The following is a 25,324-nucleotide window of genomic DNA, read 5'->3' as shown; positions in this document are numbered from 1 at the left end:
TTCGAAGAAGCTTTACAAACTGCTATCCACAGCCCGGTGGCCCGGATTCCTTGCCGCGAATCGGCCAAGGGGGTAGTCAAGGCCTATGGGACAAAACACTTTGCCGCCCGATGGCGGAGACGACAATATCGTGCCGGTCGACCTCAAGGCGGCGCTGGAAGAGCGCTACCTTGCCTATGCGCTGTCGACCATCACCCAGCGCGCACTGCCGGATGTCCGCGACGGCCTGAAGCCGGTCCATCGCCGCATCATCCACGCCATGAGCGAAATGGGCCTCAGGTCCAATTCCTCGTTCAAGAAATGCGCGCGTATCGTCGGCGACGTCATCGGTAAGTTCCACCCGCACGGCGACCAGTCGGTCTACGATGCGCTGGTGCGCCTCGCGCAGGATTTCTCGCAGCGTTATCCCATCGTCGACGGGCAGGGCAATTTCGGCAATATCGACGGCGACAACGCCGCCGCCTACCGATACACCGAAGCGCGCATGACCGAGGTCGCGACGCTGCTGCTCGAAGGCATCGACCAGGACGCCGTCGACTTCCGCCCGACCTACAACGAGGAGGACGAAGAACCCATCGTCCTGCCGGGCGCCTTCCCGAATCTTCTCGCGAACGGTTCCTCCGGCATCGCCGTCGGCATGGCGACCTCCATTCCCTCGCACAACGTCCATGAACTGTGCGACGCCGCGCTCCACCTCATTCGTAATCCCGAAGCGGATGTCGAAAAGCTGGTCGAATTCGTGCAGGGCCCGGACCTGCCGACCGGCGGCATCATCATCGACAGCCGCGAAAGCATCATCGAGGCCTATAAGACGGGCCGCGGCGGTTTCCGCGTTCGCTCGAAATGGGAGACGGAAGACCTCGGTCGCGGCGGCTACCAGATCGTCGTCACCGAGATTCCCTACCAGGTGCAGAAATCGCGCCTGATCGAGAAGATCGCCGAGCTGCTGATCGCCCGCAAGCTTCCGCTTCTGGAGGACATCCGCGACGAATCGGCCGAGGACGTGCGCATCGTGCTGGTGCCGAAGAGCCGCACCGTCGATCCGACGATCCTGATGGAATCGCTCTTCAAGCTTTCCGAGCTGGAAAGCCGCATTCCGCTCAACATGAACGTGCTCTCGATGGGGCGCGTGCCGAAGGTTATGGGCCTCAAGGACGTGCTCATCGAGTGGCTGGCCCACCGGCGCGAAGTCCTGCAGCGCCGTTCGCGCCATCGCCTCGCCGCCATCGAACGTCGCCTGGAAATCCTCGGCGGCTACCTCGTCGCCTATCTCAATCTCGACGAGGTGATCCGCATCATCCGCGAGGAGGACGAGCCGAAGGTTTCCTTGATGGAGACCTTCTCGCTGACGGACGTGCAGGCCGAGGCGATCCTCAACATGCGCCTGCGCTCGCTGCGCAAGCTCGAGGAATTCGAGATCCGCACCGAATTCGATAACCTGTCGAAGGAGAAGGCGGAAATCGAGGCGCTGCTCGCCTCCGACGAGAAGCAGTGGCAGACCGTCGCCTGGGAAATCGGCGAGGTCCGCAAGAAATTCGCCAAGGCGACCGAGATCGGCCGCCGCCGCACCCAGTTCGCCAGCGCCCCGGAGGCCGACGTCGAGGCCATCCAGCAGGCCATGATCGAGAAGGAGCCGGTCACGGTCGTCATCTCGGAAAAGGGCTGGATCCGCGCGCTGAAGGGCCATATCGCCGATACGTCCGGCCTCCAGTTCAAGGAAGGCGACGCGCTGAAGGTGGCCTTCCCGGCGCAGACGACGGACAAACTGCTGATCGTCACGACGGGCGGCAAGGTCTTCACGCTCGGCGCTGACAAGCTGCCGGGCGGGCGCGGCCATGGTGAGCCGCTGCGCATCATGGTCGACATGGAGAACGATCAGGACGTGCTGACCGCCTTCGTGCACGATCCGTCGCGCAAGGTCGTCATCGCCTCGCAGGCCGGCAACGGCTTCGTCGTCTCGGAAAGCGAGATGGTCGCCAATACCCGCAAGGGCAAGCAGGTAATGAATGTCGGCATGCCGGACGAGGCCAAGCTCGTCGTGCCCGTGCGCGGCGACCATGTCGCCGTCGTCGGCGAGAACCGCAAGATGCTGGTCTTCCCGCTGGCGCAGCTGCCGGAAATGTCGCGCGGCAAGGGCGTTCGCCTGCAGCGCTACAAGGACGGCGGCGTCTCCGATATCCGCTGCTTCGCGATCGACGAGGGACTCTCCTGGGACGACAGCGCCGGCCGCAACTTCGTGCGGACGAAGGAAGAGCTTGCCGAATGGCTAGCCGACCGCGCCACCGCCGGCCGTACCGTGCCGAAGGGCTTCCCGCGCAGCGGCAAGTTCAGCGGCTGATCATCCGGCATAGGAAACGCTGACGTCGCGCAGGAAGCGCGTCGCGCCCTCTTCGTCGATCTCGCCGGCCGCGACGGCGAGGACGAAGGTGTAAAGCGTGGCATCATCTGTGGCGATTTCGAAGCCGTTGTCCATCAGGAAGGCCGCAGCCGCGACAATGGCGATGCGCTTGTTGCCATCGACAAATGCGTGGTTCCTCGCCAGCCCGTAGAGATATGCCGCGGCGAGTTCGAGCAGATCCTCGCAGCCATAGAGCGCCTTGTTGACGGGACGGGACAGTGCCGACTCGAATGCACTCTCGTCACGCAGACCTGCGGCTCCGCCGAACCGTTCTATCTGCACGGTGTGCAGTCGTTCCACCAGGCGCCGGTCGAGAAAGAGAAAGCTCATTCGGCAAGCTTCTTGAGCGCGACCTTGTAGCGGTCCATGAACTTCTCGGCATGCTTGAGCTGCCGGTCGAAGTCGCCGTCGGAAGCGGTGAGAATGAGTTTGCCGCCCTCGCTGGTCAGTGTGACCTCATCGCCCGCCTTGACGCCCATGCGGTCCAGCACGTCCTTCGGAATGATGATGCCTTCGGAATTGCCGATCTTGCGGATGGTGATGTTCATGGCCTTGCTCCGTTATAACCAAGTTATAACGTGCGACTGAGCAGATCGCAATCTCATCCGGTGAACGGAAGCCCGGTAGCCGAGTCCGCTGCCTTCGCGGCCCGCACCTTCGACCGCATCTGCCAGAGCGAGTGGGCGAGGAGGGCGAGGATGAGGATGGAGCCGCCGACGAGGGTCTGGGTGGTGGGCGTTTCGGCGAAGACGATCCAGACCCAGATGGGCGCGAGCACCGTTTCCACGAGGTAGAACATGCCGACTTCCGGCGCGGAGAGGTAGCGGGGTCCCGTTGCGAGGCACCAGAAGGCGAGGGGAAGCAGGACGAGGCCGTTGAGGAGAATATAGACGGGGTCCGCGACGACGAGGCCGCCTTCGGGCAGCAGGAACAGGCCGACAATGCCCGACGTGGCGGAGGCGATCAGCGGCACGAAGCCCATGTCGGCGCCGCTGCTGCGGCTGAGCGTCAGGGCGCATGCCAGCATCAGCGCGGAACAGGCAGCCATCGCATCGCCGAAGAGATTGCCGCTGGCAAGGCCCTCGTGCACGATGAGAATGACGCCGAAGACCATGGTCGCCATGGTCAGCAGCGTCGCGTTGGCCGGCCGCTCCCCGAGGAAGATCCAGGAGAGAATGGCGGCGAACATCGACGTGAAGGCGAGGATGAATACGACATTGGCCGTCGTCGTGTTGAAGACGGCGAGCATGAAGGTCAGCGAGTTGACGCCGTAAAAGAGGGTGATCAGCAGACCCTTGCGGCCGGGCACGAGCACGGTCTTCCGGCGAAGCACGAAGTTCAGCCCCGCCCACAGGACGAGGGCCATCAGGAAGACGGAGAGGTTCCGCAGCACCAGCATCGACCAGAACTCGCCATGGGCCGAGCGGATCAGCGGGATGTCGAAGGAAAGCGCGAGACCGCCGATGGCGGTGATGAGAAGGCCCTTGCGGTGAAGGGCGGGATCGTTGGCTGAGGACACGGCGGGACCGAAAGTGAACTGGAGCGTTTCCAGCCGGAGCGGCGTCGCTTCGGCGTCGGATAATGCGGTTAAAACAAGAATCTAGAATATTTCCGGCGAGCCGGAAATGCACTAGGGAGCGGTATCGTCTCCTTCATAGCGCTCCCAGCCGCGCGGCATCAGGTGCTCCTGCGGCAAAAACTTTGTTTTATAGTCCATCTTCCGCGATCCCTTCACCCAGTAGCCGAGATAGACATGCGGCAGGCCGAGCGCCCTGGCGCGGCGGATATGGTCGAGGATCATGAAGGTGCCGAGCGAGCGGTGGGTCAGTTCCGGATTGTAGAAGGAATAGACCATGGAAAGGCCGTCGCCCATGCGGTCGGTCAGCGCCACGGCGAGGAGCTCGCCCTGCGGCCGTTCCTTGAGGCCCGCGCCTTCCTCGCGCAGGCGATATTCGATGACCTTGGTGTGGACATGCGTGTCCTCCACCATCATCGCATAGTCGAGCACGGACATGTCCGACATGCCGCCTTTCTGGTGTCGGGCGTCGAGATAGTGGCGGAAGAGCGAATATTGCTCGCTGGAGGGCTCGGCCGGATATTCGCGCGAGACGATGTCGCCATTGGCGGCCAGCACCCGCCGCATGGTGCGTCGCGGCTCGAACTCGTTGACGAGGATGCGCACGGAAATGCAGGCGCGGCAGGATTCGCAGGCCGGACGATAGGCGATGTTCTGCGAACGGCGGAAGCCGCCCTGGGTGAGGAGATCGTTCAGCTCCGGCGCGCGCTCGCCCACGAGGTGGGTGAACACCTTTCTCTCCATCTCCTGCGGCAGATAGGGGCAAGCCGCCGGCGCGGTGAGATAGAATTGCGGAGAGGATGTTGCCTGCGTGTTCATTTGCCGTGAAGCGACTCCGTCGCCATGTGACACTTCTATGCCAATACCATGGCGCAGTTCGGAAAAAGGTCAACTACCGCAAGGCCCTTCCCCCTGCAATCGCCATGGGGAGGGCCGTTGCGGAGCGATGGGGCCGGCGGCTTGAGGGCGATCCGGCCGGTCAGTAGCGGTCGCGGCGGACCATAACGGTGCCGAGCAGCAGGTCGTGCAGCAGGCGGCCGCGATCGGTGAAGAGGCCGACGAGCACGATGAACGGCGTCAGCAGCGCATTGCCGATCCAGAACAGCACGAGATGGACGATCGCCGTCAGGAAATCGACCGGGCGGCCGTCGACGCGCGCGAGCGCGAGGCCCATGACGTTCATGCCGGCGCTCGCCTGGCTCGGGCCGCCCATCGTCAGGCCGAAATAGAGCATGGCGACGATAACGAAGAGCGAAGGGTAAAGGAAGAAGCCGAGGCCGAAGGTCAGGATGCCGAGGAAGAAGACCACCACGGCGGCCGGAATCCAGAGGAGCGCGATGATCGCATAGTCGATCAGGAACGCGAACACCCGGCGCGACAGCACGCCACGATAGGCCTGCCAGTCCGTCGTCGGAACCCGCGTCTCGTTGAAATCAGCGCTCATCTGCCTGTCTCCCGAATGGAACATGCCCTCCATATGGGATGTCGGTGGCGGAAAACAACAGATCGGGACCAATAGGCGATTCCCGAGCGTGGCGGTGATAGGACGAACGGGAAAGCATTTAACGCGCCGATCCGTATTCGAAAGGAAACGATCATGAAACCGTCGGAGAATACTCCGTGGCTCCTCGTCAGTGGCGACCTGCGCAAGGATGTCCCATTCTTTTCCTCGCTGGGCTTTCTGGCGGCGATTCTTCAGTTTGTCGCCTATGACTATTTCGACAAGGCGGACTGGGGCGGTATCCTGCTGCTGGAGCATGTCGCCTTCCATTCCATCGCATTCTCGATCCTGTTTCTGTGGACTGGAAGGCTGATTTTGGAGTGGCAGGGCAACCGGCGCGCAATGGCCTATCTACGGGATATGGTGCACAATGTGGCAACGAGAGCCGTCGGCTTCGCTTCGGTGGCGGCCGCGGTTCTTTTCGGTTTTGCGATCATGCCTGCGATCACCGGCGCCTTCTGGCATGCCGGCATGTTCATGCTTTGCGGCCTTTACTTCGTCTGCCTTGCCGAGGTTGCGGCAAACCCGCTGCCCGGAAAGGGAGACTCGAGGAGCCACCCCTTTGCGATCGGCGTGGTTATCGGGATGCCATTCGCTCTGTCACGGATTGCGTTGTAGCTTGAGGGGCACTCAGCCCTTTTTAGCCAGATGCCGCGCCACGTCCATCGCGAAATAGGTGAGGATGCCGTCGCAGCCGGCGCGCTTGAAGGCGAGCAGGGTCTCGAGCATGACGCGCTCGCCGTCGATCCAGCCGTTCAGCGCCGCGGCCTTGATCTGGCTGTACTCGCCCGAGACCTGATAGGCGAAGACCGGCAGGCCGAACGCCTCCTTCATGCGCCAACAGATGTCGAGATAGGGAAGGCCCGGCTTGACCATCATCATATCCGCGCCTTCCTCGACGTCAAGCGCGGCGTCGCGCATCGCCTCGGTGCCGTTGGCGGGGTCGATGTAATAGGTCTTCTTGTCACCCTTCAGCAGGCCGCCGGTGCCGATGGCGTCGCGGTAGGGGCCGTAGAAGGCCGAGGCGAACTTCGTCGCATAGGCCATGATGCCGACATCCTGGTGGCCCGCCGCATCGAGCGCCCGGCGGATCGCGCCGACGCGCCCGTCCATCATCTCGGACGGCGCGATGATGTCGGAGCCGGCATCTGCCTGGATCACGGCGGCCCGGGCGACCAGCTCGACCGTCTCGTCGTTGACGATCACGTCGCCGCGCAGCACGCCGTCATGGCCGTGGCTGGTGAAGGGATCGAGCGCGACGTCGGTAATGACGCCGATATTCGGCACGGCCTTCTTGATGGCCCGCGTCGCCTCGTTGATGAGGTTGTCGGCCGCAAGGCTGTGCGAGCCCGTCTCGTCGCGCAGGTTCATATCGATGTTGGGGAAGGTGGCGATGGCGGGGATGCCGAGGTCGGCCGCTTCCCTGGCGGCTTCCACCAGCCTGTCGACGCTCATGCGGTTGACGCCGGGCATCGCCGCGACGGGATCGACGACATTCGTGCCCGGCACCACGAAGACCGGCCAGATGAGATCGTCCACCGTCAGGCGATTCTCCTGCACGAGCCGGCGGGTCCAGTCGGCCTTCCGGTTCCGCCGCATGCGGCGGTGGCCGGTGATTTCGTCGACGATGTTCCTGCTGCCGGTCATGATGTCATTTCCTTGCTGGTCCGTTTGGCGCGTCTTATCACGCCGTCCGCGTCAATCAAATCGCGAGCGGGGAGGGGAGTGTGCGGCATATGGCCGTGCATGACGCGTTTTGCAGGCTTTATGCCGGCGGTGCTTGCCCTTACTGTCCCCACCATGGTTGCTGATTCTGCCAAGGGCCCAAGACCGAGCCTGACCGAGACGCTGTTCGCGCTGTTCCTGCGGCTGGTGGCGGTGGCCTCGTTGTGGTTCGCGCTGCAGTACTGGGCCATGCTGACGGGCTTCTCCCTTGACGGGAGAGGGCGGTTCGATCTGCTGCCGCCGGCCTGGAAGGCCGCCTCGACGGCGCTTGCCGTGCTCTTCCCCGTTTCGGCCGTCGGCCTCTGGCTGCTCGTCTCCTGGGGGCCGGTGATCTGGCTGATCGCAGCGGCGACGGAAATCACCATGCACGAGGTCTATCCGTCCATCTTCGGCATCAACCGGCTGCTGGTCATCATGCATGTCGCGGTGGCCGTGATGTTCCTGCTTTTCCGCGTCGCGCTCTTCATCCAGCGCCGCCGTCAGGCCCGCACGGTAAGAACTGATTCACCCTGAGACAGGGTCGCTCTCCGGTAAGGCGCTGTTAAGGCTGCGGTTTAAGTAGAATTTTAGATGCATTCGCTAGGTTCTCACTCAAGGCGGGAAAACAAACCACACCGCCAAACAAAACAGTGAGGCAGAGAACCATGAACACCAAGATGAAGCCGCAGCAGGCCCCGGTCGTCGATCCGCAGGAAGATGCGATCCGCAACCTCTATCTGGAATCCCTTCACCTCGTCGAGCGTCTGCACCGTCGCCTGCTCGATGTCATCAAGGACGAATTCGACCGCGCCGGTCGCTCCGACGTCAACGCCGTCCAGGCGCTGCTCCTCTTCAACATCGGCAATTCCGAGCTGACCGCCGGCGAGCTGCGCTCGCGTGGCTACTACCTCGGCTCGAACGTCTCCTATAACGTCAAGAAGCTGGTCGACCTCGGCTTCATCAACCACCAGCGCTCGCGCATCGACCGCCGCTCGGTCCGTATCAGCCTGACGGAAACCGGCCAGGAAGTCGCCGAGACCGTCGCCAAGCTCTACGAGCGCCATATCGGCTCGATCCAGAAGGTCGGCGGCATCGGCGAAGGCGAATTCAACCAGATGAACAAGCTGCTTCAGCGCCTCGACCGCTTCTGGAACGACTCGATCCTCTATCGCCTGTAATCCCCGGGCGTTCTTTTCGACCTCCTCCGAAAGCCGGCCGCGTTCCCTGCGCGTCCGGCTTTTCACGTTTTCGTTTGCGGCCGGCCCGCAGCCTCCGAGACACGAATTGGCCATATTGCTGTGACACCCGGACGATGGGCTCAGGTATGCGCGGGCGGCAGGGCCGGTTTGCGTTTGTTAACCCTGTTCGTGATAGCTGCATCGGGTATGGACCCTTCGGTCCCCCGTGCCGCGTGCACCTCGCCGCTCGATGTGGCGTCTCAGGAGATGGTAGGATAGATGTCTCGCAAAACCGGATTTGATGTGTTCTCGCGCCGTGCATTCCTGCGTTCGGCCGCAACCTTCGGCGCCGCTGCCCTTGCAGCGCCCGCGTTTGCCCAGTCGGCGATGGACGACATTCTGGATGCATCGCGCCGCGGCAACTGGGACGACCAGTTCGACGCCAAGGCCTCGCGCAGCGCCGACGCCGTCGCCTCGAACAATCCGATCCTCGGCCCCGGCGCCGTGCCGAACATCCAGCAGGCGATCGCCGACTACCAGCAGATCGTATCCGCCGGCGGCTGGCCGGAAGTCTCCTCGGCCCAGAAGCTGCAGATCGGCGTGGTCGATCCCGGCGTCCAGACCCTGCGCCAGCGCTTGATGATCTCCGGAGACCTGTCGCGCGAAGCGGGCATCTCCAACGCCTTCGATTCTTATGTCGACGGCGCGGTGAAGCGCTTCCAGGCCCGCCACGGCCTGCCGCAGGACGGCGTGCTCGGCGAATTCTCGCTGAAGGCCATGAACGTGCCGGCGACGACGCGCCTCAACCAGCTCAACACCAATCTCGTGCGCCTGCAGACCATGTCCGGCGATCTCGGCCAGCGCTACGTGATGGTCAATATCCCGGCTGCCTCCGTCGAGGCGGTGGAGGACGGGCGCGTCGTGCTGCGCCATGTCGCCGTCGTCGGCCGCAGCAGCCGCCCGACACATATCCTCAATTCGAAGATCTACGACGTCACCCTCAATCCCTACTGGACCGCGCCGCGCTCGATCGTCGAGAAGGACATCGTGCCGCTGATGCGCAAGGACCCGACTTACCTCAAGCGCAACAACATCCGCCTGATCGACGGCAGCGGCCGTGAGGTCGCGCCGGAGACCGTGGACTGGTTCGCCGACAAGGCGCCGAACCTGATGTTCCGTCAGGACCCGGGCAAGATCAACGCCATGGCGTCGACCAAGATCAACTTCCACAACACGAACAACGAATACATGCACGACACGCCCCAGCAGGGCCTGTTCAACAAGCTGATGCGCTTCGAATCGTCCGGCTGCGTGCGCGTGCAGAACGTCCGCGACCTCATCACCTGGCTGCTGCGCGACACGCCCGGCTGGTCGCGCCAGCAGATCGAGAAGGTCATCAACGACCGCGTCAACACGCCGATCAAGCTGGCCGTCGAGGTTCCGGTCTATTTCGTCTACATCAGCGCCTGGTCGGCCCGCGACCGCGTCGTGCAGTTCCGCGACGACATCTACCAGATGGACGGCGCCACCGAACTCGCCCTCCAGACCGGCTACGGCATGGAAAAGCCGGCCGGCTCCCCGGACGACGACCTGCTGCCGCAATAAGGCTATTTGTCTGACTTTTCGAAGGCCCCGCTTCCCTCTGGAACGCGGGGCCTTTTTCCTTCCGGCTTTCTGCCGTCTGTCGTTTTTATCCCATAAGACGCGCCGAAATGGCGCAAACCGTGGAGCGGATATTGCCCTTGCCATGCGAGGACGTTAAACACCGTGCCACCCACCCTTAAGGAGCCTCGAGGATGAGCCAGTCTTCCGCCACCGACGTTTTCTTCACGCGTTCCCTTGCCGACACCGATCCGGAGATTTTCGGCTCCATCCAGAAGGAACTCGGTCGCCAGCGCCATGAGATCGAGCTGATCGCCTCGGAGAACATCGTCTCGCGCGCCGTGCTCGAAGCCCAGGGCTCGATCATGACGAACAAATATGCCGAAGGCTATCCGGGCAAGCGCTACTACGGCGGCTGCCAGTTCGTCGACATCGCGGAAGAGCTCGCCATCGAGCGCGCCAAGAAGCTGTTCGGCGTCAACTTCGCCAACGTCCAGCCGAATTCCGGCTCGCAGATGAACCAGGCCGTCTTCCTCGCGCTGCTCCAGCCGGGCGACACCTTCATGGGCCTCGACCTCAATTCGGGCGGTCACCTGACGCACGGCTCGCCGGTCAACATGTCCGGCAAGTGGTTCAACGTCGTGTCCTACGGCGTGCGTGAGGGCGACAATCTGCTCGACATGGACGACGTCGCCGAGAAGGCCCGCAAGAACAAGCCGAAGCTCATCATCGCCGGCGGCACCGCCTATTCCCGCATCTGGGACTGGAAGCGCTTCCGCGAGATCGCCGATGAAGTCGGCGCCTATCTGATGGTCGACATGGCGCATATCGCCGGCCTCGTCGCCGGTGGCCAGCATCCGTCGCCGTTCCCGCATTGCCACGTCGCGACCACCACCACGCACAAGTCGCTCCGCGGCCCGCGCGGCGGCGTCGTGCTGACGAACGACGAGGACATCGCCAAGAAGATCAACTCGGCCGTCTTCCCGGGCCTGCAGGGCGGCCCGCTCATGCACATCATCGCCGCCAAGGCCGTTGCCTTCGGCGAGGCGCTGCAGCCGGAATTCAAGGAATACGCCGCGCAGGTCGTCAAGAACGCCAAGACGCTCGCCGAGACGCTGAAGGCCGGAGGCCTCGACATCGTCTCGGGCGGCACGGACAACCACCTGATGCTCGTCGACCTTCGCAAGAAGAACGCGACCGGCAAGCGGGCGGAAGCCGCTCTCGGCCGCGCCTATGTCACCTGCAACAAGAACGGCATCCCGTTCGACCCCGAAAAGCCCTTCGTCACCTCGGGCGTCCGCCTCGGCACGCCGGCCGGCACGACCCGCGGCTTCAAGGAAGCCGAGTTCAAGGAGATCGGCAGCCTGATCGTCGAGGTTCTCGACGGTCTCAAGGTCGCCAATTCCGACGAGGGCAATGCGGCTGTCGAAGCTGCCGTCCGGGAGAAGGTCGTCGCACTGACGGGCCGATTCCCGATGTATCCCTACATGTAAGCAGGATCAGAGAATGCGCTGCCCCTATTGCGGTTCGGAAGATACGCAGGTGAAGGACTCCCGTCCCGCAGAGGACGGGGCCGCCATTCGCCGCCGGCGCATCTGCCCGGATTGCGGCGGTCGGTTCACGACCTTCGAACGGGTGCAGCTGCGGGATCTGATGGTCGTCAAGAAGACGGGCCGCAAGGCCCCCTTCGACCGCGACAAGCTGCTGAAATCCTTCGAGATCGCGCTTCGCAAGCGGCCCGTCGACCGGGATCGCATCGAACGCGCGGTCTCGGGCATCGTCCGCCGGCTCGAAAGCTCCGGCGAGACGGAAATCGCCTCCGAGGAGATCGGCCTCCAGGTGCTGGAGGCGCTGAAGGCGCTCGATGACGTGGGCTTCGTGCGCTACGCCTCGGTCTACCGCGACTTCTCTCATGTCGACGACTTCGAGAAGATCCTCGCCGAAGTCGCCGCCAAGATCGCCCGGGATCCGGGCGCCGACGGCTAGATGTCTTCCCAGGCGGAAGATAAGCGCTTCATGGCGGCGGCGATCCGCCTCAGCCGCCGCAACCTTGGCCTGACCTCTACCAATCCCTCCGTCGCCTGCCTGATCGTCAGGGATGGCGTGGTCGTCGGCTCGGCCGTCACCGCGCCGGGCGGCAGGCCGCATGCGGAAACGCAGGCGCTCGCCGAGGCGGGCGCGGCGGCGCGCGGTGCGACAGCCTATGTCACCCTTGAACCCTGCTCCCACCACGGCAAGACGCCGCCATGCTCCGAGGCGCTGATCGCCGCCGGCATCGCCCGCGTCGTCGTGTCGGTGACGGACCCGGACGAGCGCGTCGCGGGCAGGGGCCTTGCCATGCTGCGCGATGCCGGCATCGCGGTGGAGACCGGCGTTCTGGAGGAAGCGGGCCGGGAGGCCCTTGCCGCCTACCTGAATCGACAGACGAAGAAGCAGCCCTATGTGACTCTGAAACTTGCCGTTTCCGCTGACGGCATGCTCGGCCGGCTGGGGGAGGGACAGGTGGCGATCACCGGCCCCGTCTCGCGCGGCCAGGTGCATGTGCTGCGCGCCGAGACGGACGCGATCCTTATTGGCATCGGCACGGCGCTCGCCGACGATCCGGAACTCACCTGCCGCCTGCCGGGCCTCGAGGCCCGCTCGCCGGTGCGCATCGTGCTCGATCCGCGGCTGGAACTGCCGCCGGCCTCGAAGCTGGCGCAGACGGCGCAAACGGTGCCGGTCATCGCCGTGACGGAAAGAGACCGCAGGGACGATCCCGGCTTCCTCGCGCGCCAGGCGGCGCTGGAGGCGCTCGGCGTCGAGGTGCTGATCTGCGATCCGCGCAAGCTCGATGCCCTGTTGACGGCGCTGGCGACGCGCGGCATCTCCTCGCTGCTGGTGGAGGGCGGCGCGCGCACGGCCATGTCCTTCCTCGAAGCTGGCCTCGTCGGCCGCATCCTGCTCTTTACCGGCCCCGAGGCCATTGGCAAGGACGGGGTCGCATCCCCATTTGTGTCCGGGCGGACGCCGGACGGCTTCTCGCTTCGCCACACGGCGCGCTACGGCGCGGATGTCCTGCAAGAATACGAAAGAGACGATTGATGTTTACCGGCATTGTCACGGATATCGGAACGGTCGAGAAGATCGAGCCCATGAACGAGGGCGTCCGCCTGCGCGTGCGCACCAACTACGATCCCGCCACCATCGACATGGGCGCCTCCATTGCCCATTCGGGCACCTGCCTCACCGTGACCGCGCTGCCGGAGGAAGGCGCGAATGCTCGCTGGTTCGAGGTCGAGGCCTGGGAAGAGGCGCTGCGGCTGACGACAATCGGCTCCTGGACGGCTGGAACGCGCATCAATCTCGAACGGTCCCTGAAGATCGGCGACGAACTCGGCGGCCACATTGTCTCCGGCCATGTGGACGGCAAGGCCGAAATCCTCTCCGTCGAGGCGGAAGGGGACGCCACGCGCTTCCGCATCCGCGCGCCGGAAGGGCTGGAGCGCTTCGTCGCCCCGAAGGGCTCCGTCGCGCTCGACGGCACCTCGCTCACCGTCAATGCGGTGGATGGCGCGGTCTTCGACGTGCTCCTCATCCGCCACACGCTGGAGGTCACCACCTGGGGCGAGCGCAAGGCCGGCGATTTCGTCAATTTCGAGGTCGACACCATGGCGCGCTACGCCGCCCGGCTGGCGGAATTCCCTGCGCCGAAGGCGTAGGAGAGAACCTTCCGAAGCAGGCGCATTGGCTCGTCCCCGCCGGTAAAAGGCCGGCGGACGGGCAACAAGGTTGCGTCCGGTTGCATCCGGGCGTGACCGCGGCGTGACAATCTCGAGGTTCGTTGCGAAACGGCACAGGAAATCGGCGGCAAGCCATCTCCGAGGTAACGATATCGATACTTCTGCGCTCCTAGGGTGCGGCATCGGACCTGGGGACGCTCGTGCATGATGCCGGACTATAACACTCTTCTCCTGGCTATCGGGCTGGCGGGCTTTTGCCTTTCCGCCACCCTGTTCGCCACATGGATGTCCGCCCGGGTCGAGCGCTTCCTGCTCTCTTGGTCCCTCGGCATCGGCTGCATCGTTCCGGCCGTCGTGGTCTACAGCATCTATTTCGACAACCCCGACTTCCGGATCGGATGCCTTGCCTTCGCGCTGCAGTTCCTCGGCTTCGCCTTCATCTATGGCGCGGCCTATCGTTTCCGCACGGGCCGGCGCGGCCGCGGCCGCATCCTCGCCGCCTTCCTCGCGAGTTCGGCCATTGCGCTCCCCTGGCTGGTGGCCGGCTATGACGGCGCGGGCTTCGTCGCGCTCAACCTGTTGATCGCCGCTGCGCTCGTCGCCACGGCCGGCGAATACTGGCGCGGCCGGGACGAGGCGCCGCTGCCGCTCACCGGCATGGTCATCCTCTACCTGCTGACGGCGCTGTCCTTCGTCCTGTGCGCCGGCGTGCTCATTCACGATGGCCGCATGGTGCTCGGCCATGCGCCGGACAACTGGGCGGAAAACCTCAATCTCGTCGTGGCGATCATGGGCATAAGCGGCATCGGCGCCATGTCGCTGGCGCTCAACCAGTGGCGTGTCGCCCGCAACCACCAGCGCGCCGCCAATACGGATGCGCTGACGGGCCTTCTCAACCGCCGGGCGCTCTTCGACCGCTACGGCGAGGAGACGGTCGGCGCGCACCGGGCGGCCATCGCCTTCGACCTCGACAGCTTCAAGTCGGTCAACGACCGCCACGGCCATGCGGCCGGCGATGCGGTGCTGAAGGCCTTTGCCGCGGTGCTGTGCGATGCCTGCGGCGCGGCGGCCTGCGTCGCCCGCCTGGGCGGAGAGGAATTCGTCGTGGTACTGGACCGCACGCTGCCGCACCGGGCGCAGCACATTGCCGAATGCATCCGCGCCGATTTCGCCGCCAAGCTGATCCCTATCGGCGGGCGCTCGATAAGCTGCACCGTGAGCGCCGGCATCGCCTTCGGCAACGAGGCCTGCGCGAGCTTCGATTCCCTCCTCAGCAACGCCGACAAGGCGCTCTACGAGGCCAAGCGCGGCGGCCGCAACCGCGTGTCGCTCGCCGCCTGATCTCAGGCGCTGGGCTCGTCTTCCCGGTAGTCGACGGTTCCGTCCCCCGAAGGGCCGGCCATGCGGGGAGGGCGGAAAACGCCGCAGGGGGCGGAAAACGCTTGCCAAGCCCCGTCCGTCGTGGTTTGACCGCCGCTTCCGCCCGCAATTGCGTGGCCTGCTTCCAATTTTCAGGTGATTCATGGCCAACACCGATAATCCCCATCTCCTCATCGTCGAGGCCCGTTTCTACGACGACATGGCCGATGCGATGCTCGACGGCGCCAAGCACGCGCTCGACGCGGCCGGCGCGACCTACGACATCGTGACCGTCATGGGCGCGCTCGAAATCCCGGCCGCCATCTCCATGGCGCTCGACGGCATGGAAAATGCCGGCACTTGGTATGACGGCTTCGTCGCGCTCGGCATGGTCATCCGCGGCGAGACCTACCATTTCGACATCGTCGCCAACGAATCCTGCCGCGCGCTGATGGACCTCTCCGTCAGCGAGGCCCTCCCCATCGGCAACGGCATCCTGACGGTCGAGAACGACGAGCAGGGCTGGGCGCGCGCGCGCCGCTCGGAAGGCGACAAGGGCGGTTTTGCGGCCCGCGCGGCGCTGACCATGATCGAGCTGAAGAAGAAACTGGGCGGCGAACAGTGACCACCGAGAAGAACCAGCAGCCGGTGAAACCGGCCAACCAGCGCGGCGCGGCGCGCCTTGCCGCCGTGCAGGCGCTCTACCAGATGGATATCGGCGGCACCGGCGTGCTGGAGATCGTCGCCGAATACGAGGCGCACCGCCTCGGCCAGGAACTGGACGGCGACACCTATCTGAAGGCGGATCCCTCCTGGTTCCGCTCCATCGTCTCGGGCGTCGTGCGCGACCAGCGCCAGCTCGATCCGCTGATCGGCGCGGCGCTGCAGGACGACTGGGCGCTGTCCCGCCTCGATTCGACGGTCCGCGCCATCCTGCGCGCCGGCACCTTCGAGCTGCGCGAGCGCAAGGACGTGCCGGTCGCCGTGATCGTCACGGAATATGTCGAGATCGCCAAGGCGTTCTTCGAGGACGAGGAGCCGAAGCTGGTGAACGCGGTTCTCGACCGCATCGCCAGGCAGGTTCGGACGGATACACGCAAGTAAACGGTAGGCACGATGAGCGTCGGCACGGTCGAAGGTCTTGAACGGGAACTGTCGGCCGCGCGCCGCAACGTCTTCCTGCTGATGTTCGCGCAGGCGCTGCTTGCCTCGTCCGGTCCTATCGTCTTCTCCGTCGGCGGCCTTGCCGGCTACAATCTGCTCGGCGCGGACAAGTCGCTGGCGACCGCCCCGCTGACCGGCTTCAATGTCGGCGTGGCGCTCGGCGCCGTGCTCGTCGCCATCGCCGCGCGCCTGCTCGGACGCGCCTATGGCTTCGTCGTCGGCGCGCTGGTTGGGGCGAGCGGCGGGCTGATCGCGGCCATCGCGCTCTTCCGCGGCGATTTCTGGCTCTTCGCCCTCGGCTTCATGCTCGTCGGCATTTCCAGCGGTTTCGCGCAGAAGATCCGCTTCGCCGCGGCCGATGCCTCGCCCTCGTTCTACAAGCCGCGCGCCATCTCCTGGATCCTCGCCGGCGGCGTCATCTCGGCAATCCTCGGCCCGCAGGTCGTCATCCTCACCAAGGACCTCTTCGAGCCCGTGCTCTTCGCCGGCGCCTTCGTGGCGCTCGCGCCGCTCTGCGGCCTCGCCATCGTCCTGTTCTTCCTGCTGCGCCTGCCCGACCACAAGGCGGCCGGCGCCGCCAGCGGCGCGCCCGTGCGGCCGCTGCGCGAGATCGTGCTGACCCAGCGCTTCCTGACCGGCATGGTCTGCGGCATTTCCTCCTATGCGCTGATGACCTTCATGATGACCGGCGCGCCGCTCGCCATGGTCATCGGCTGCGGTTTCTCGCCGGAAATGGCGACGCTCGGCATCCAGTGGCACGTGCTTGCCATGTTCGCCCCGAGCTTCTTCACGGGCATGCTGATCCAGCGCTTCGGCACGGAGAAGGTGGTGGCCGCCGGCCTCATCATCCTCATGGGTTGCGCCGGGGTCGCGCATATGGGCATCGCGCTGTGGAATTTCTGGGGTGCGCTCATCCTGCTCGGCATCGGCTGGAACTTCGGCTTCATCGGCGCCACGGCCATCGTCGCCTCCAGCTATCGCCCGCACGAGGCCGACAAGGTGCAGGGCTTCCACGACATCATCCTCTTCGGGGCGGTGGCGCTCGCCTCCTTCTCCTCCGGCAAGGTGTTCAACACCTATGGCTGGCAGGCGATCAACCTGATGTTCTGGCCCATCACCGGCGTCAGCCTCGTTCTGGTGCTGCTCCTGCTTTTGCGTACGCGCCGCGCTGCCGTCTAATCGGTTCGCACCGAGCCGCCTCGAAAAATCCGTTTTTTAGAAGCGCTTGCCGCGGTGCAGCGGCTTGACGCAACCGATTCGCAAACGCACTCTGGCCGCGCCGGTTTCCACTTGTGAGGAGGCAAGGGGAGCAGGCGCTTTTCGGCTGCGGGGAGAGGACCCCGGAGCCTCCAAGGAGGACAGAGCGAAATGACCATATTGTTTGGCGTTATCGCATGCGGGTTGCTCTCGGTGGTCTATGCCATCTGGGCGACACAGTCGGTGCTGGCCGCCGACCAGGGGAATGCCCGCATGCAGGAAATTGCAGGTTATATCCGGGAAGGGGCGCAGGCCTATCTCACCCGGCAGTACAAGACCATTGCCATCGTCGGGGTCGTCGTCTTCATCGGCACCTGGCTACTGCTTTCCGCAACGGCCGCCATCGGTTTCCTGATCGGCGCCGTGCTTTCGGGCGTTGCCGGTTTCATCGGCATGCATGTTTCCGTCCGCGCCAATGTGCGCACGGCGCAGGCCGCGTCCGTCAGCCTGTCCTCCGGCCTGGACATCGCCTTCAAGTCGGGCGCGATCACCGGCATGCTGGTGGCGGGTCTCGCGCTTCTCGGCGTCTCCATCTACTACTGGATCCTGACCGGCGTCCTCGGCCAGGAACCGGCCTCGCGCGAGGTCATCGACGCGCTCGTCGCGCTCGGCTTCGGCGCATCGCTGATCTCGATCTTCGCCCGTCTCGGCGGCGGCATCTTCACCAAGGGTGCGGATGTCGGCGGCGACCTCGTCGGCAAGGTCGAGGCCGGCATTCCCGAGGACGACCCGCGCAACCCGGCCACCATCGCCGACAATGTGGGCGACAATGTCGGCGACTGCGCCGGCATGGCCGCCGACCTCTTCGAGACCTATGCGGTGACGGTCGTCGCCACCATGGTCCTCGCGGCGATCTTCTTCGCGGCCACGCCGATCCTCGCGAGCGCGATGATCTATCCGCTCGCCATCTGCGGCGCCTGCATCATCACCTCGATCATCGGTTCCTTCTTCGTCAAGCTCGGCTCGAACGGCTCGATCATGGGCGCCCTCTACAAGGGCCTCATCGTGACGGGCGTGCTTTCGGTCCTCGGCCTTGGGGCCGCGACGTCGCTCACGGTCGGCTGGGGCAGTCTCGGCACCGTGGCGGGCAAGGAGATCACCGGCACGAACCTCTTCATCTGCGGCCTGCTCGGGCTTCTGGTGACGGCCCTCATCGTGGTGATCACCGAATACTATACCGGCACCAACAAGCGCCCGGTGAACTCCATCGCCCAGGCGTCCGTCACCGGTCACGGCACGAACGTCATCCAGGGCCTCGCCGTCTCGCTGGAATCGACGGCGCTGCCGGCGATCGTCATCGTCGGCGGCATCATTGCCACCTACCAGCTCGCCGGCCTCTTCGGCACCGGCATCGCCGTCACCGGCATGCTCGGCATTGCCGGCATGATCGTGGCGCTCGATGCCTTCGGCCCGGTTACGGACAATGCCGGCGGCATCGCCGAAATGTCCCACCTGCCGCCGGAGGTGCGCAAGTCCACCGACGCGCTCGACGCCGTCGGCAACACGACCAAGGCCGTCACCAAGGGCTACGCGATCGGCTCGGCCGGCCTCGGCGCGCTGGTGCTTTTCGCCGCCTATTCGAACGACCTCGCCTATTTCGCGGCGAACGGCGACAAATATCCGTATTTCGCGGATATCGGCACGATCTCCTTCGACCTCTCCAATCCCTATGTGGTGGCCGGTCTCATCTTCGGTGGCCTCATCCCCTACCTCTTCGGCGGTATCGCGATGACCGCCGTCGGCCGGGCGGCGGGTTCCATCGTGGAGGAAGTGCGTCGACAGTTCCGCGAGAAGGCCGGCATCATGGCCGGCACCGAACGGCCGGATTACGGCCGCGCGGTGGATATCCTGACCAAGGCGGCGATCCGCGAGATGATCATTCCCTCGCTGCTGCCGGTGCTGGCGCCGCTCGTCGTCTATTTCGGCGTGCTGCTCATCTCCGGCTCGAAGGCCTCGGCCTTCGCGGCGCTCGGCGCCTCGCTGCTCGGCGTCATCGTCAACGGCCTCTTCGTGGCGATCTCCATGACCTCCGGCGGCGGCGCGTGGGACAATGCCAAGAAGAGCTTCGAGGACGGTTTCGTCGACAAGGACGGCAACCGCCACCTCAAGGGCTCGGAAGCCCACAAGGCCTCCGTCACCGGCGACACGGTCGGCGATCCCTACAAGGACACGGCCGGCCCGGCTGTGAACCCGGCGATCAAGATCACCAATATCGTGGCCTTGCTGCTGCTCGCCGTTCTCGCCTGATCCGGACGGCGATCAAACAAAAACCCGCGGGGAGCGATCCCCGCGGGTTTCTTGTTTCATCCTTCCGGATGGGCGTCAGTTGTTGCCGCCCAGCATGCTCTTCATGACGCTGCCGGGGTTCGCGCCGCCGCGCAGAAGCTGGCCGAGGAAGGTCGTTTCGGCGCCGCCCGTCGGTGTGACGCGGGCGATCATGTCGAAGACCTTGCCGTCCTGCAGAGTGTAGTTCGCGAGGCGCTCCACATTGCCGTCCTTGTCGAAATAGACGGCGAGCACGCTCTGCTCGATGACCTTCGGCTTCATGAAGGCGGCCGCGCGCCTGCGCTTCTGCGAGATGTAGTAGAAGACTTCGTTGTCGAAGGTCGCGGTCGAGGACGGCGTGCCGAGCGAAAGCAGAACCTGCTCGCGCGAGGAGCCGACGGGTGCGAGCGCCAGCGTTTCCTGGTCGACGACATAGCCCTGATAGAGGACTTCGCTGGGGCCTTGGCAGGCCGTCAGAACGGATGCGGAGAGGGTGACGGCAATGGCGGCGTTACGCAACAGCTTCATATTCGCAGAATCTCTCTTCACAACATCCCCGGGACGATGATGGCCGCGCAGCCATTGCAATTCATGCCTGCTTCGGTAAACCAGCTTCGACCGTCATGCAACATGACTTGCGACGGCACCATGGTTTGAATCGGGCAAAACTAGGCTTTATGATGATTTTCGGCCTGTTCGGCAAAAAAAACGGCAACCGGCGCATCGTCGAGAAGCAGTATGCGACCCTGACAAAGGCGGCGCGTCATCCCTATCTCTATGAGAGACTTGACGTTCCTGACACGGTCATGGGGCGTTTCGAGATGCTCTCGGCCATGCTGATCCTTTACTTCCGGCGCACGCGTGTAAGCGCCACGTCGGGCCAGGAGATCGCTCAGGAGATCGTCGACGCCTTCTTCGAGGACGTCGACCATTCGATTCGCGAGCTTGGCGTGGGCGATGTCGGCGTGCCGAAGCGCATGAAGAAATTCGCCGGCATGTTCTACGGCCGGCTGGAATCCTATGCCGCCGCACTCGATGCCGGCGACCGCGCCGCGCTTGCCGAGGCGCTTCGCCGGAACATCCATCCGGCGGCGGGTCTTGAGGCTCCCTCAATGGAGGGACTGGCGGAGTATCTCGTCGCCGTCGAGAGGGCGATGGGGGAGGCCGGTGAAGATGCGATCCGGGCCGGCCTGCTCGAGGTGATCGAGCCCGGCACCGAAGAAAACGCCGCCTGAAGCGGCGAGGGACATGTGATGAAGAAAGACGACGACGCGCCATTCTCCTACTCCGTGAAGGTGGGCCATATCTCGGCCAATCCGGTCGAGGTGACGATCAGCGCCGATGCCGAGGAAAGGGCCGGCCTCGCCGGGCTCTGGTCGGTGCTCGAGGTGAAGGCGCTGTCGGCGACCTTCCAGGTCATGCGCTGGAAGCGCGACGGCGTGCGCCTCAAGGGGCGCGTGACCGCCGATATCGTGCAGGCCTGCGTCGTGACGCTCGACCCGGTCGAATCCCATATCGACGAGCCGGTGGAAGTGGTCTTCGTGCCGGAGGGATCCAAGCTGGCGCGCCTGCCGGTCTCGTCCGAAACCGGCGAGATGCTGCTCGATCCCGATGGTCCCGATGCGCCGGAAGTCTTCACCGGCGACACCATCGATGCCGGCGTGGTGGCCGCCGAACATGCGGCGCTCGCCATCGATCCCTATCCCCGCAGGGCCGATGTCGCCTTCGGCGACCATATCGAAAGCACGGACAAGGACGATCGCAAACCGTCGCCCTTCGCCGTTCTGAAGGATTGGAAAAAAGACTGAACGGCCCGGCAAGCGCCCGATAATTCAGTTGTGCACCCGGCGAAAAGCGGTATTTTGGCCGAATTCCGCTGTAGTGACCCCTCTGCCGTTGGAACAAGAATCAAGGCTAGTAAGGCAAGACTCGCGTGGTCAGAATATCCGTCGATGTCATGGGTGGCGATTTCGGTCCGAAGGTCGCCATCCCGGGCGCAGCCAAGGCTCTCGAACGACATCCCGAGATCCGCTTCGTACTTTATGGCAATGCCGCCGAATGCGAGCCGCTTCTGGCGCAGCATCCCAAGCTGAAGGCTGCAAGCACTTTCCATCATTGCGACGTCTCCGTCGCCATGGACGAGAAGCCGAGCCAGGCGCTGCGCCGCGGCCGCGGCAAGTCCTCCATGTGGCAGGCGATCGATGCCGTGGCGAAAAACGAGGCCGATGTCGCCGTCTCCGCCGGCAATACCGGCGCGCTGATGGCCATGTCGAAGTTCTGCCTTCGCATGATGGCCAATATCGAGCGCCCGGCCATCGCCGGCATCTGGCCGACCCTGAAGGGCGAGAGCATCGTGCTCGACATCGGCGCGACGATCGGCGCCGATGCAAGCCAGCTCTTCGACTTCGCGCTGATGGGCGGAGCCATGGCGCGCGCGCTGTTCGAGATCGACCGGCCGACGCTCGGCCTCCTCAATGTCGGCGTCGAGGAGATCAAGGGCCAGGAAGAGGTCAAGGCCGCCGGCCAGCTCATCCGCGAGGCCAATTTCGACACGATTGAATATTACGGCTTCGTGGAAGGCGACGATATCGGTCGCGGCACGGTGGACGTGGTGGTCACGGAAGGGTTTTCAGGAAACATCGCCCTGAAGGCGGCGGAAGGCACGGCGCGGCAGATCGCCGAATACCTGCGCGCGGCCATGTCGCGCACTTGGCTTGCCAAGCTCGGCTACATTCTCGCCAAGAGCGCCTTCGACCGCGTGCGCGAGAAGATGGACCCGCGCAAGACGAACGGCGGCGTGTTCCTCGGCCTCAACGGCATCGTCATCAAGAGCCATGGCGGCACGGATGCCGAGGGCTTCGCCGCGGCGGTGGATGTCGGCTACGACATGGTCCGCAACGGCCTCAGGGACAAGATCGAACGGGATTTGCAGAAGTATCACGCGGGCCGGCCTGTCGAAGGCGCCCCGGGCGTGACCGACGAGGTATAGGATGATTCGTTCAGTGGTTCGCGGTTTCGGAACGGCGCTTCCGAAACGGGTGCTCACCAATGCCGAACTGGAAAGCATGGTCGACACGTCCGACGAATGGATCGTGCAGCGCACCGGCATCCGCCAGCGCTACATCGCCGGCGAGGGCGAGACGACAGCTTCGCTCGGCGAGGGCGCTGCCCGCGCCGCGCTGGACAATGCCGGCCTCACCGCCGCCGACATCGACCTGATCATCGTCGCCACCTCCACGCCGGACAACACCTTCCCGGCGACGGCCGTGAACATCCAGAACCGCCTCGGCATGTCCCATGGCTTCGCCTTCGACGTGCAGGCGGTCTGTTCGGGCTTCGTCTATGCCGTGACGACGGCGGACGCCTATATCCGCGGCGGGCTTGCGAAACGCGTCCTCGTCATCGGCGCGGAGACCTTCTCGCGCATCCTCGACTGGACCGACCGCACGACCTGCGTGCTCTTCGGCGACGGCGCCGGCGCCATCGTGCTGGAAGCGCAGGAAGGGGCGGGGACCAATGCGGACCGCGGCGTGCTGTCGACGCAGCTTCGCTCCGACGGCGCGCACCGCGACAAGCTCTTCGTCGACGGCGGCCCGTCCACCACCGGCACGGTCGGCCATCTGCGCATGGAGGGCCGCGAGGTCTTCAAGCATGCGGTCGGCATGATCACGGACGTCATCGTCTCGGCCTTCGACGCCACCGGCTTCACCGCCGACGACGTCGACTGGCTGGTGCCGCACCAGGCCAACAAGCGCATCATCGACGGTTCGGCCAGGAAGCTCGGCATCCCGCTGGAGAAGGTCGTCATCACCGTGGACCAGCATGGCAACACCTCGGCGGCATCGATCCCGCTGGCCCTTGCGGCGGCGGCCGCAGACGGCCGTATCAAGCAGGGCGACCTCGTCCTTCTGGAGGCGATGGGCGGCGGTTTCACCTGGGGTGCGGTGCTGCTTCGCTGGTAAGGTGAGACTGCGCAGCAGGCCCGCTTGACCCGAGGGGGCAAGGACAATACTCTTCCGCCACTTAACCATAGGCTTTCAATAGGAAATCGGTGAGGAGCGATGAGCGGTAAGACGGTGACACGCGCAGATTTGGCCGAATCGGTTTTCCGGAAGGTTGGCCTTTCCAGAACAGAATCCGCGGAGCTTGTCGAAACCGTGATCGACGAGATTTGCAACGCCATCGTTCGGGGCGAGAGCGTGAAGCTCTCCTCCTTCGCGACATTCCAGGTTCGTGACAAGAACGAGCGCATCGGGCGAAACCCGAAGACCGGCGAGGAAGTGCCGATCTCGCCGCGCCGCGTCATGACCTTCAAGGCGTCCAACGTTCTCAAGCAGCGGGTGCTGAAGGCCCATCTCGCGCGCAAGGCGAAGCAGAAGCCCGCTTCTCCCGCGTCCTGAGCGATTTTCCCGCCTGTTGCCGGGCATTAGCAATTTGAAACTTGAATATCGCCCGGCAACCCGCTGAAATGAATACGATTCGGCGGCACGCTTCCCGTGCGCCGGCGTGAGCTTTCATCGAGGGTAGAATGGACAAGAGTCCGGACGCTTTCCGCACCATCAGCGAGGTCGCCGACGATCTCGACCTGCCGCAGCATGTGCTGCGTTTCTGGGAAACGCGCTTCACGCAGATCAAGCCGATGAAGCGCGGCGGCGGGCGGCGCTACTATCGCCCGGAAGACGTCGATCTCCTCAAGGGCATCCGCCATCTGCTCTACGACCACGGCTATACGATCAAGGGCGTGCAGAAGCTGCTCAAGGTCAATGGCAACAAGTTCGTCGCGGCGATTGCCAGCGGCGACCTTGCGACCGTCGAGGCGCTGGCGGCCGCCAGCCACGAGGAGCCGCCCCCGCCGAAGGCCGGCAGCGACGAGGACCAGATCGTCGGCCGCGCCAAGGCGCCGGCCAGCCGCCGCTTCTTCTCCTTCGTCGGCGGCGGCGAGGAGACACCGGAAATCTCGCTCGGCAAGACCAGCGTCGGCAAGGAGGACCGCGCCCTCCTGCAGGAGGCGCTCTACGATCTCCTGGAATGCAAGCGCCTGCTCGATCAGGTCCGCTGAACCGCGGAAATCCCCGAAAAGAAAAAGCCCCGCACTATGGCGGGGCAAAACAAGCGTCACGCTTGGCTCTGTGACGCGGGGGAGTTGCTCGCAAAATGACAAGCGAGCAGGAACAGTCTTAGACTTTGGTCTAATGGCCGGGAAGGTCTGATTTGACGAATCCGGTACGCTTGCGAAAAGAATCCTGTCTTGGAAGCGTCATGCGCTTGCCAAGCTCCGCCGTGAGGACGAAGGCCGCGTACCCGATGCAGGGACGCCGCCGTCCTCCGCAGGAAATTCGAATTGCCGATGACGAAACATCCCGAATTGGCAATTTTGGGCTTGCATCCAAATGCCCGAGACTATAGGGGTTTGCGCGGTCCGGAATGTAGCGCAGCCCGGTAGCGCACTTGACTGGGGGTCAAGGGGTCGTGGGTTCGAATCCCGCCATTCCGACCATTCTCTCCCCTCATAGATTGCATTTGAAGTTCCGCATGGAACTTTACGCGTCTCTTCGCGTTTTCTCGCCGCCGGCTTGTCGTGCCGGGGCTATCTGACGC

At 64.5% G+C, this 25,324-nt stretch carries 27 protein-coding genes and 1 tRNA gene; 21 read left to right on the top strand and 7 right to left on the bottom strand.

Annotation, left to right across the window (positions count from 1 at the left end):
• Nucleotides 1-85: 85 nt before the first annotated feature.
• On the top strand, nucleotides 86-2,338 hold the full coding sequence (gene parC, locus DSD28_RS23115; RefSeq protein WP_119258779.1) for a DNA topoisomerase IV subunit A: 2,253 nt from the start codon (nucleotides 86-88) through the stop codon (nucleotides 2,336-2,338).
• Here the strand turns inward: parC and DSD28_RS23110 are convergent, their stop codons facing one another.
• The 5 genes from DSD28_RS23110 to DSD28_RS23090 all read right to left on the bottom strand — a co-directional run bounded on the left by DSD28_RS23110 (nucleotide 2,339) and on the right by DSD28_RS23090 (nucleotide 5,418).
• Nucleotides 2,339-2,728: a type II toxin-antitoxin system death-on-curing family toxin gene (locus DSD28_RS23110; RefSeq protein ID WP_119258778.1), complete on the bottom strand. Its 390-nt coding sequence runs from the start codon at nucleotides 2,726-2,728 to the stop codon at nucleotides 2,339-2,341.
• Entirely contained in the window at nucleotides 2,725-2,946 is a 222-nt protein-coding gene (locus DSD28_RS23105; protein ID WP_119258777.1) for an AbrB/MazE/SpoVT family DNA-binding domain-containing protein, read from the bottom strand. Before DSD28_RS23105 ends, DSD28_RS23110 begins: the two co-directional genes overlap by 4 nt.
• A gap of 53 nt (nucleotides 2,947-2,999) precedes the next feature.
• Nucleotides 3,000-3,917 (bottom strand): DMT family transporter, encoded by a 918-nt coding sequence (locus DSD28_RS23100; protein WP_119258776.1) that lies wholly within the window; start codon nucleotides 3,915-3,917, stop codon nucleotides 3,000-3,002.
• A gap of 111 nt (nucleotides 3,918-4,028) precedes the next feature.
• Nucleotides 4,029-4,793: an arginyltransferase gene (locus DSD28_RS23095; protein ID WP_119258775.1), complete on the bottom strand. Its 765-nt coding sequence runs from the start codon at nucleotides 4,791-4,793 to the stop codon at nucleotides 4,029-4,031.
• A gap of 160 nt (nucleotides 4,794-4,953) precedes the next feature.
• Nucleotides 4,954-5,418, bottom strand: coding sequence for an RDD family protein (locus DSD28_RS23090; protein WP_119258774.1), 465 nt, complete (start codon nucleotides 5,416-5,418; stop codon nucleotides 4,954-4,956).
• A gap of 153 nt (nucleotides 5,419-5,571) precedes the next feature.
• On the opposite strand from DSD28_RS23090, the gene DSD28_RS23085 reads away from it, so the two are divergent.
• Entirely contained in the window at nucleotides 5,572-6,093 is a 522-nt protein-coding gene (locus tag DSD28_RS23085; protein ID WP_119258773.1) for a hypothetical protein, read from the top strand.
• A gap of 12 nt (nucleotides 6,094-6,105) precedes the next feature.
• Here DSD28_RS23085 and hemB read toward each other — a convergent pair whose 3' ends face one another.
• Nucleotides 6,106-7,122 (bottom strand): porphobilinogen synthase, encoded by a 1,017-nt coding sequence (gene hemB / locus DSD28_RS23080; protein ID WP_119258772.1) that lies wholly within the window; start codon nucleotides 7,120-7,122, stop codon nucleotides 6,106-6,108.
• Nucleotides 7,123-7,275: 153 nt separating this feature from the next.
• Here hemB and DSD28_RS23075 point away from each other — a divergent pair, with 153 nt between their 5' ends.
• From DSD28_RS23075 to DSD28_RS23020, 12 genes are all read left to right on the top strand, one after another.
• Nucleotides 7,276-7,713 carry a DUF6163 family protein gene (locus DSD28_RS23075; RefSeq protein ID WP_119258801.1) on the top strand — a complete coding sequence of 146 codons (438 nt, stop codon included), beginning with the start codon at nucleotides 7,276-7,278 and terminating at the stop codon, nucleotides 7,711-7,713.
• 131 nt (nucleotides 7,714-7,844) lie between these two features.
• Nucleotides 7,845-8,357: a transcriptional regulator LdtR gene (ldtR, locus tag DSD28_RS23070; protein WP_119258771.1), complete on the top strand. Its 513-nt coding sequence runs from the start codon at nucleotides 7,845-7,847 to the stop codon at nucleotides 8,355-8,357.
• A gap of 279 nt (nucleotides 8,358-8,636) precedes the next feature.
• The gene (locus DSD28_RS23065) at nucleotides 8,637-9,962 is read left to right on the top strand and encodes a L,D-transpeptidase family protein (RefSeq protein WP_119258770.1); all 1,326 of its coding nucleotides are present in this window, start codon (nucleotides 8,637-8,639) and stop codon (nucleotides 9,960-9,962) included.
• 191 nt (nucleotides 9,963-10,153) lie between these two features.
• Nucleotides 10,154-11,452 carry a serine hydroxymethyltransferase gene (gene glyA / locus DSD28_RS23060; protein ID WP_119258769.1) on the top strand — a complete coding sequence of 433 codons (1,299 nt, stop codon included), beginning with the start codon at nucleotides 10,154-10,156 and terminating at the stop codon, nucleotides 11,450-11,452.
• Between the two features lie 13 nt (nucleotides 11,453-11,465).
• On the top strand, nucleotides 11,466-11,945 hold the full coding sequence (gene nrdR, locus DSD28_RS23055) for a transcriptional regulator NrdR (RefSeq protein WP_119258768.1): 480 nt from the start codon (nucleotides 11,466-11,468) through the stop codon (nucleotides 11,943-11,945).
• Nucleotides 11,946-13,043 carry a bifunctional diaminohydroxyphosphoribosylaminopyrimidine deaminase/5-amino-6-(5-phosphoribosylamino)uracil reductase RibD gene (gene ribD / locus DSD28_RS23050; protein WP_119258767.1) on the top strand — a complete coding sequence of 366 codons (1,098 nt, stop codon included), beginning with the start codon at nucleotides 11,946-11,948 and terminating at the stop codon, nucleotides 13,041-13,043. It abuts the gene before it with no gap.
• The gene (locus tag DSD28_RS23045; RefSeq protein WP_119258766.1) at nucleotides 13,043-13,660 is read left to right on the top strand and encodes a riboflavin synthase; all 618 of its coding nucleotides are present in this window, start codon (nucleotides 13,043-13,045) and stop codon (nucleotides 13,658-13,660) included. The genes ribD and DSD28_RS23045 overlap by 1 nt, the downstream gene beginning before the upstream one ends.
• A 225-nt stretch (nucleotides 13,661-13,885) precedes the next feature.
• Entirely contained in the window at nucleotides 13,886-15,022 is a 1,137-nt protein-coding gene (locus DSD28_RS23040) for a GGDEF domain-containing protein (protein WP_119258765.1), read from the top strand.
• Nucleotides 15,023-15,203: 181 nt separating this feature from the next.
• Entirely contained in the window at nucleotides 15,204-15,665 is a 462-nt protein-coding gene (gene ribH, locus DSD28_RS23035; RefSeq protein ID WP_119258764.1) for a 6,7-dimethyl-8-ribityllumazine synthase, read from the top strand.
• A complete protein-coding gene (gene nusB, locus DSD28_RS23030) occupies nucleotides 15,662-16,144 on the top strand; it encodes a transcription antitermination factor NusB (RefSeq protein WP_119258763.1) in 483 nt (160 codons plus the stop codon). Before ribH ends, nusB begins: the two co-directional genes overlap by 4 nt.
• A 12-nt stretch (nucleotides 16,145-16,156) precedes the next feature.
• Nucleotides 16,157-17,383 carry an MFS transporter gene (locus DSD28_RS23025; protein ID WP_119258762.1) on the top strand — a complete coding sequence of 409 codons (1,227 nt, stop codon included), beginning with the start codon at nucleotides 16,157-16,159 and terminating at the stop codon, nucleotides 17,381-17,383.
• A gap of 189 nt (nucleotides 17,384-17,572) precedes the next feature.
• Complete coding sequence (locus DSD28_RS23020) at nucleotides 17,573-19,708, top strand: sodium-translocating pyrophosphatase (RefSeq protein WP_119258761.1); 2,136 nt, start codon at nucleotides 17,573-17,575, stop codon at nucleotides 19,706-19,708.
• 75 nt (nucleotides 19,709-19,783) lie between these two features.
• Here DSD28_RS23020 and DSD28_RS23015 read toward each other — a convergent pair whose 3' ends face one another.
• Complete coding sequence (locus tag DSD28_RS23015) at nucleotides 19,784-20,254, bottom strand: outer membrane protein assembly factor BamE (protein ID WP_119258760.1); 471 nt, start codon at nucleotides 20,252-20,254, stop codon at nucleotides 19,784-19,786.
• Between the two features lie 152 nt (nucleotides 20,255-20,406).
• Here DSD28_RS23015 and DSD28_RS23010 point away from each other — a divergent pair, with 152 nt between their 5' ends.
• From DSD28_RS23010 to DSD28_RS22980, 7 genes are all read left to right on the top strand, one after another.
• Nucleotides 20,407-20,961: a ubiquinol-cytochrome C chaperone family protein gene (locus DSD28_RS23010; protein WP_119258800.1), complete on the top strand. Its 555-nt coding sequence runs from the start codon at nucleotides 20,407-20,409 to the stop codon at nucleotides 20,959-20,961.
• 18 nt (nucleotides 20,962-20,979) lie between these two features.
• Nucleotides 20,980-21,534, top strand: a complete 555-nt coding sequence (locus DSD28_RS23005) for a YceD family protein (protein WP_119258759.1) — start codon at nucleotides 20,980-20,982, stop codon at nucleotides 21,532-21,534.
• A 125-nt stretch (nucleotides 21,535-21,659) separates the two neighbouring features.
• On the top strand, nucleotides 21,660-22,715 hold the full coding sequence (gene plsX / locus DSD28_RS23000) for a phosphate acyltransferase PlsX (protein WP_119258758.1): 1,056 nt from the start codon (nucleotides 21,660-21,662) through the stop codon (nucleotides 22,713-22,715).
• A gap of 1 nt (nucleotide 22,716) precedes the next feature.
• The gene (locus DSD28_RS22995) at nucleotides 22,717-23,688 is read left to right on the top strand and encodes a beta-ketoacyl-ACP synthase III (protein ID WP_119258757.1); all 972 of its coding nucleotides are present in this window, start codon (nucleotides 22,717-22,719) and stop codon (nucleotides 23,686-23,688) included.
• Nucleotides 23,689-23,787: 99 nt separating this feature from the next.
• A complete protein-coding gene (locus tag DSD28_RS22990) occupies nucleotides 23,788-24,126 on the top strand; it encodes an integration host factor subunit alpha (protein ID WP_064329714.1) in 339 nt (112 codons plus the stop codon).
• Between the two features lie 128 nt (nucleotides 24,127-24,254).
• Entirely contained in the window at nucleotides 24,255-24,785 is a 531-nt protein-coding gene (locus tag DSD28_RS22985; protein WP_119258756.1) for a MerR family transcriptional regulator, read from the top strand.
• A gap of 361 nt (nucleotides 24,786-25,146) precedes the next feature.
• Nucleotides 25,147-25,223: transfer RNA gene (locus tag DSD28_RS22980), tRNA-Pro, on the top strand.
• The last annotated feature ends 101 nt before the right edge of the window (nucleotides 25,224-25,324 follow it).

This window comes from Shinella zoogloeoides, from assembly GCF_003574625.1.
Taxonomy (GTDB): domain Bacteria; phylum Pseudomonadota; class Alphaproteobacteria; order Rhizobiales; family Rhizobiaceae; genus Shinella; species Shinella zoogloeoides_A.
Note: the sequence above shows the minus strand (reverse complement) of the source record. Positions and strands in the feature narration are given on the sequence as shown.

Coding starts and splice junctions, on each gene's coding strand:
- DSD28_RS23015 (WP_119258760.1), bottom strand. CDS start 20,254: ATGAAGCTGTTGCGTAACGCCGCCATTGCCGTCACCCTCTCCGCATCC.
- DSD28_RS23065 (WP_119258770.1), top strand. CDS start 8,637: ATGTCTCGCAAAACCGGATTTGATGTGTTCTCGCGCCGTGCATTCCTG.
- DSD28_RS23085 (WP_119258773.1), top strand. CDS start 5,572: ATGAAACCGTCGGAGAATACTCCGTGGCTCCTCGTCAGTGGCGACCTG.
- DSD28_RS23110 (WP_119258778.1), bottom strand. CDS start 2,728: ATGAGCTTTCTCTTTCTCGACCGGCGCCTGGTGGAACGACTGCACACC.
- hemB (WP_119258772.1), bottom strand. CDS start 7,122: ATGACCGGCAGCAGGAACATCGTCGACGAAATCACCGGCCACCGCCGC.
- DSD28_RS23090 (WP_119258774.1), bottom strand. CDS start 5,418: ATGAGCGCTGATTTCAACGAGACGCGGGTTCCGACGACGGACTGGCAG.
- DSD28_RS22995 (WP_119258757.1), top strand. CDS start 22,717: ATGATTCGTTCAGTGGTTCGCGGTTTCGGAACGGCGCTTCCGAAACGG.
- DSD28_RS23025 (WP_119258762.1), top strand. CDS start 16,157: ATGAGCGTCGGCACGGTCGAAGGTCTTGAACGGGAACTGTCGGCCGCG.
- DSD28_RS22990 (WP_064329714.1), top strand. CDS start 23,788: ATGAGCGGTAAGACGGTGACACGCGCAGATTTGGCCGAATCGGTTTTC.
- DSD28_RS23045 (WP_119258766.1), top strand. CDS start 13,043: ATGTTTACCGGCATTGTCACGGATATCGGAACGGTCGAGAAGATCGAG.
- DSD28_RS23095 (WP_119258775.1), bottom strand. CDS start 4,793: ATGAACACGCAGGCAACATCCTCTCCGCAATTCTATCTCACCGCGCCG.
- DSD28_RS23020 (WP_119258761.1), top strand. CDS start 17,573: ATGACCATATTGTTTGGCGTTATCGCATGCGGGTTGCTCTCGGTGGTC.
- DSD28_RS22985 (WP_119258756.1), top strand. CDS start 24,255: ATGGACAAGAGTCCGGACGCTTTCCGCACCATCAGCGAGGTCGCCGAC.
- ribD (WP_119258767.1), top strand. CDS start 11,946: ATGTCTTCCCAGGCGGAAGATAAGCGCTTCATGGCGGCGGCGATCCGC.
- parC (WP_119258779.1), top strand. CDS start 86: ATGGGACAAAACACTTTGCCGCCCGATGGCGGAGACGACAATATCGTG.
- DSD28_RS23005 (WP_119258759.1), top strand. CDS start 20,980: ATGAAGAAAGACGACGACGCGCCATTCTCCTACTCCGTGAAGGTGGGC.
- DSD28_RS23040 (WP_119258765.1), top strand. CDS start 13,886: ATGATGCCGGACTATAACACTCTTCTCCTGGCTATCGGGCTGGCGGGC.
- DSD28_RS23010 (WP_119258800.1), top strand. CDS start 20,407: ATGATTTTCGGCCTGTTCGGCAAAAAAAACGGCAACCGGCGCATCGTC.
- DSD28_RS23075 (WP_119258801.1), top strand. CDS start 7,276: ATGGTTGCTGATTCTGCCAAGGGCCCAAGACCGAGCCTGACCGAGACG.
- ribH (WP_119258764.1), top strand. CDS start 15,204: ATGGCCAACACCGATAATCCCCATCTCCTCATCGTCGAGGCCCGTTTC.
- DSD28_RS23105 (WP_119258777.1), bottom strand. CDS start 2,946: ATGAACATCACCATCCGCAAGATCGGCAATTCCGAAGGCATCATCATT.
- ldtR (WP_119258771.1), top strand. CDS start 7,845: ATGAACACCAAGATGAAGCCGCAGCAGGCCCCGGTCGTCGATCCGCAG.
- nrdR (WP_119258768.1), top strand. CDS start 11,466: ATGCGCTGCCCCTATTGCGGTTCGGAAGATACGCAGGTGAAGGACTCC.
- glyA (WP_119258769.1), top strand. CDS start 10,154: ATGAGCCAGTCTTCCGCCACCGACGTTTTCTTCACGCGTTCCCTTGCC.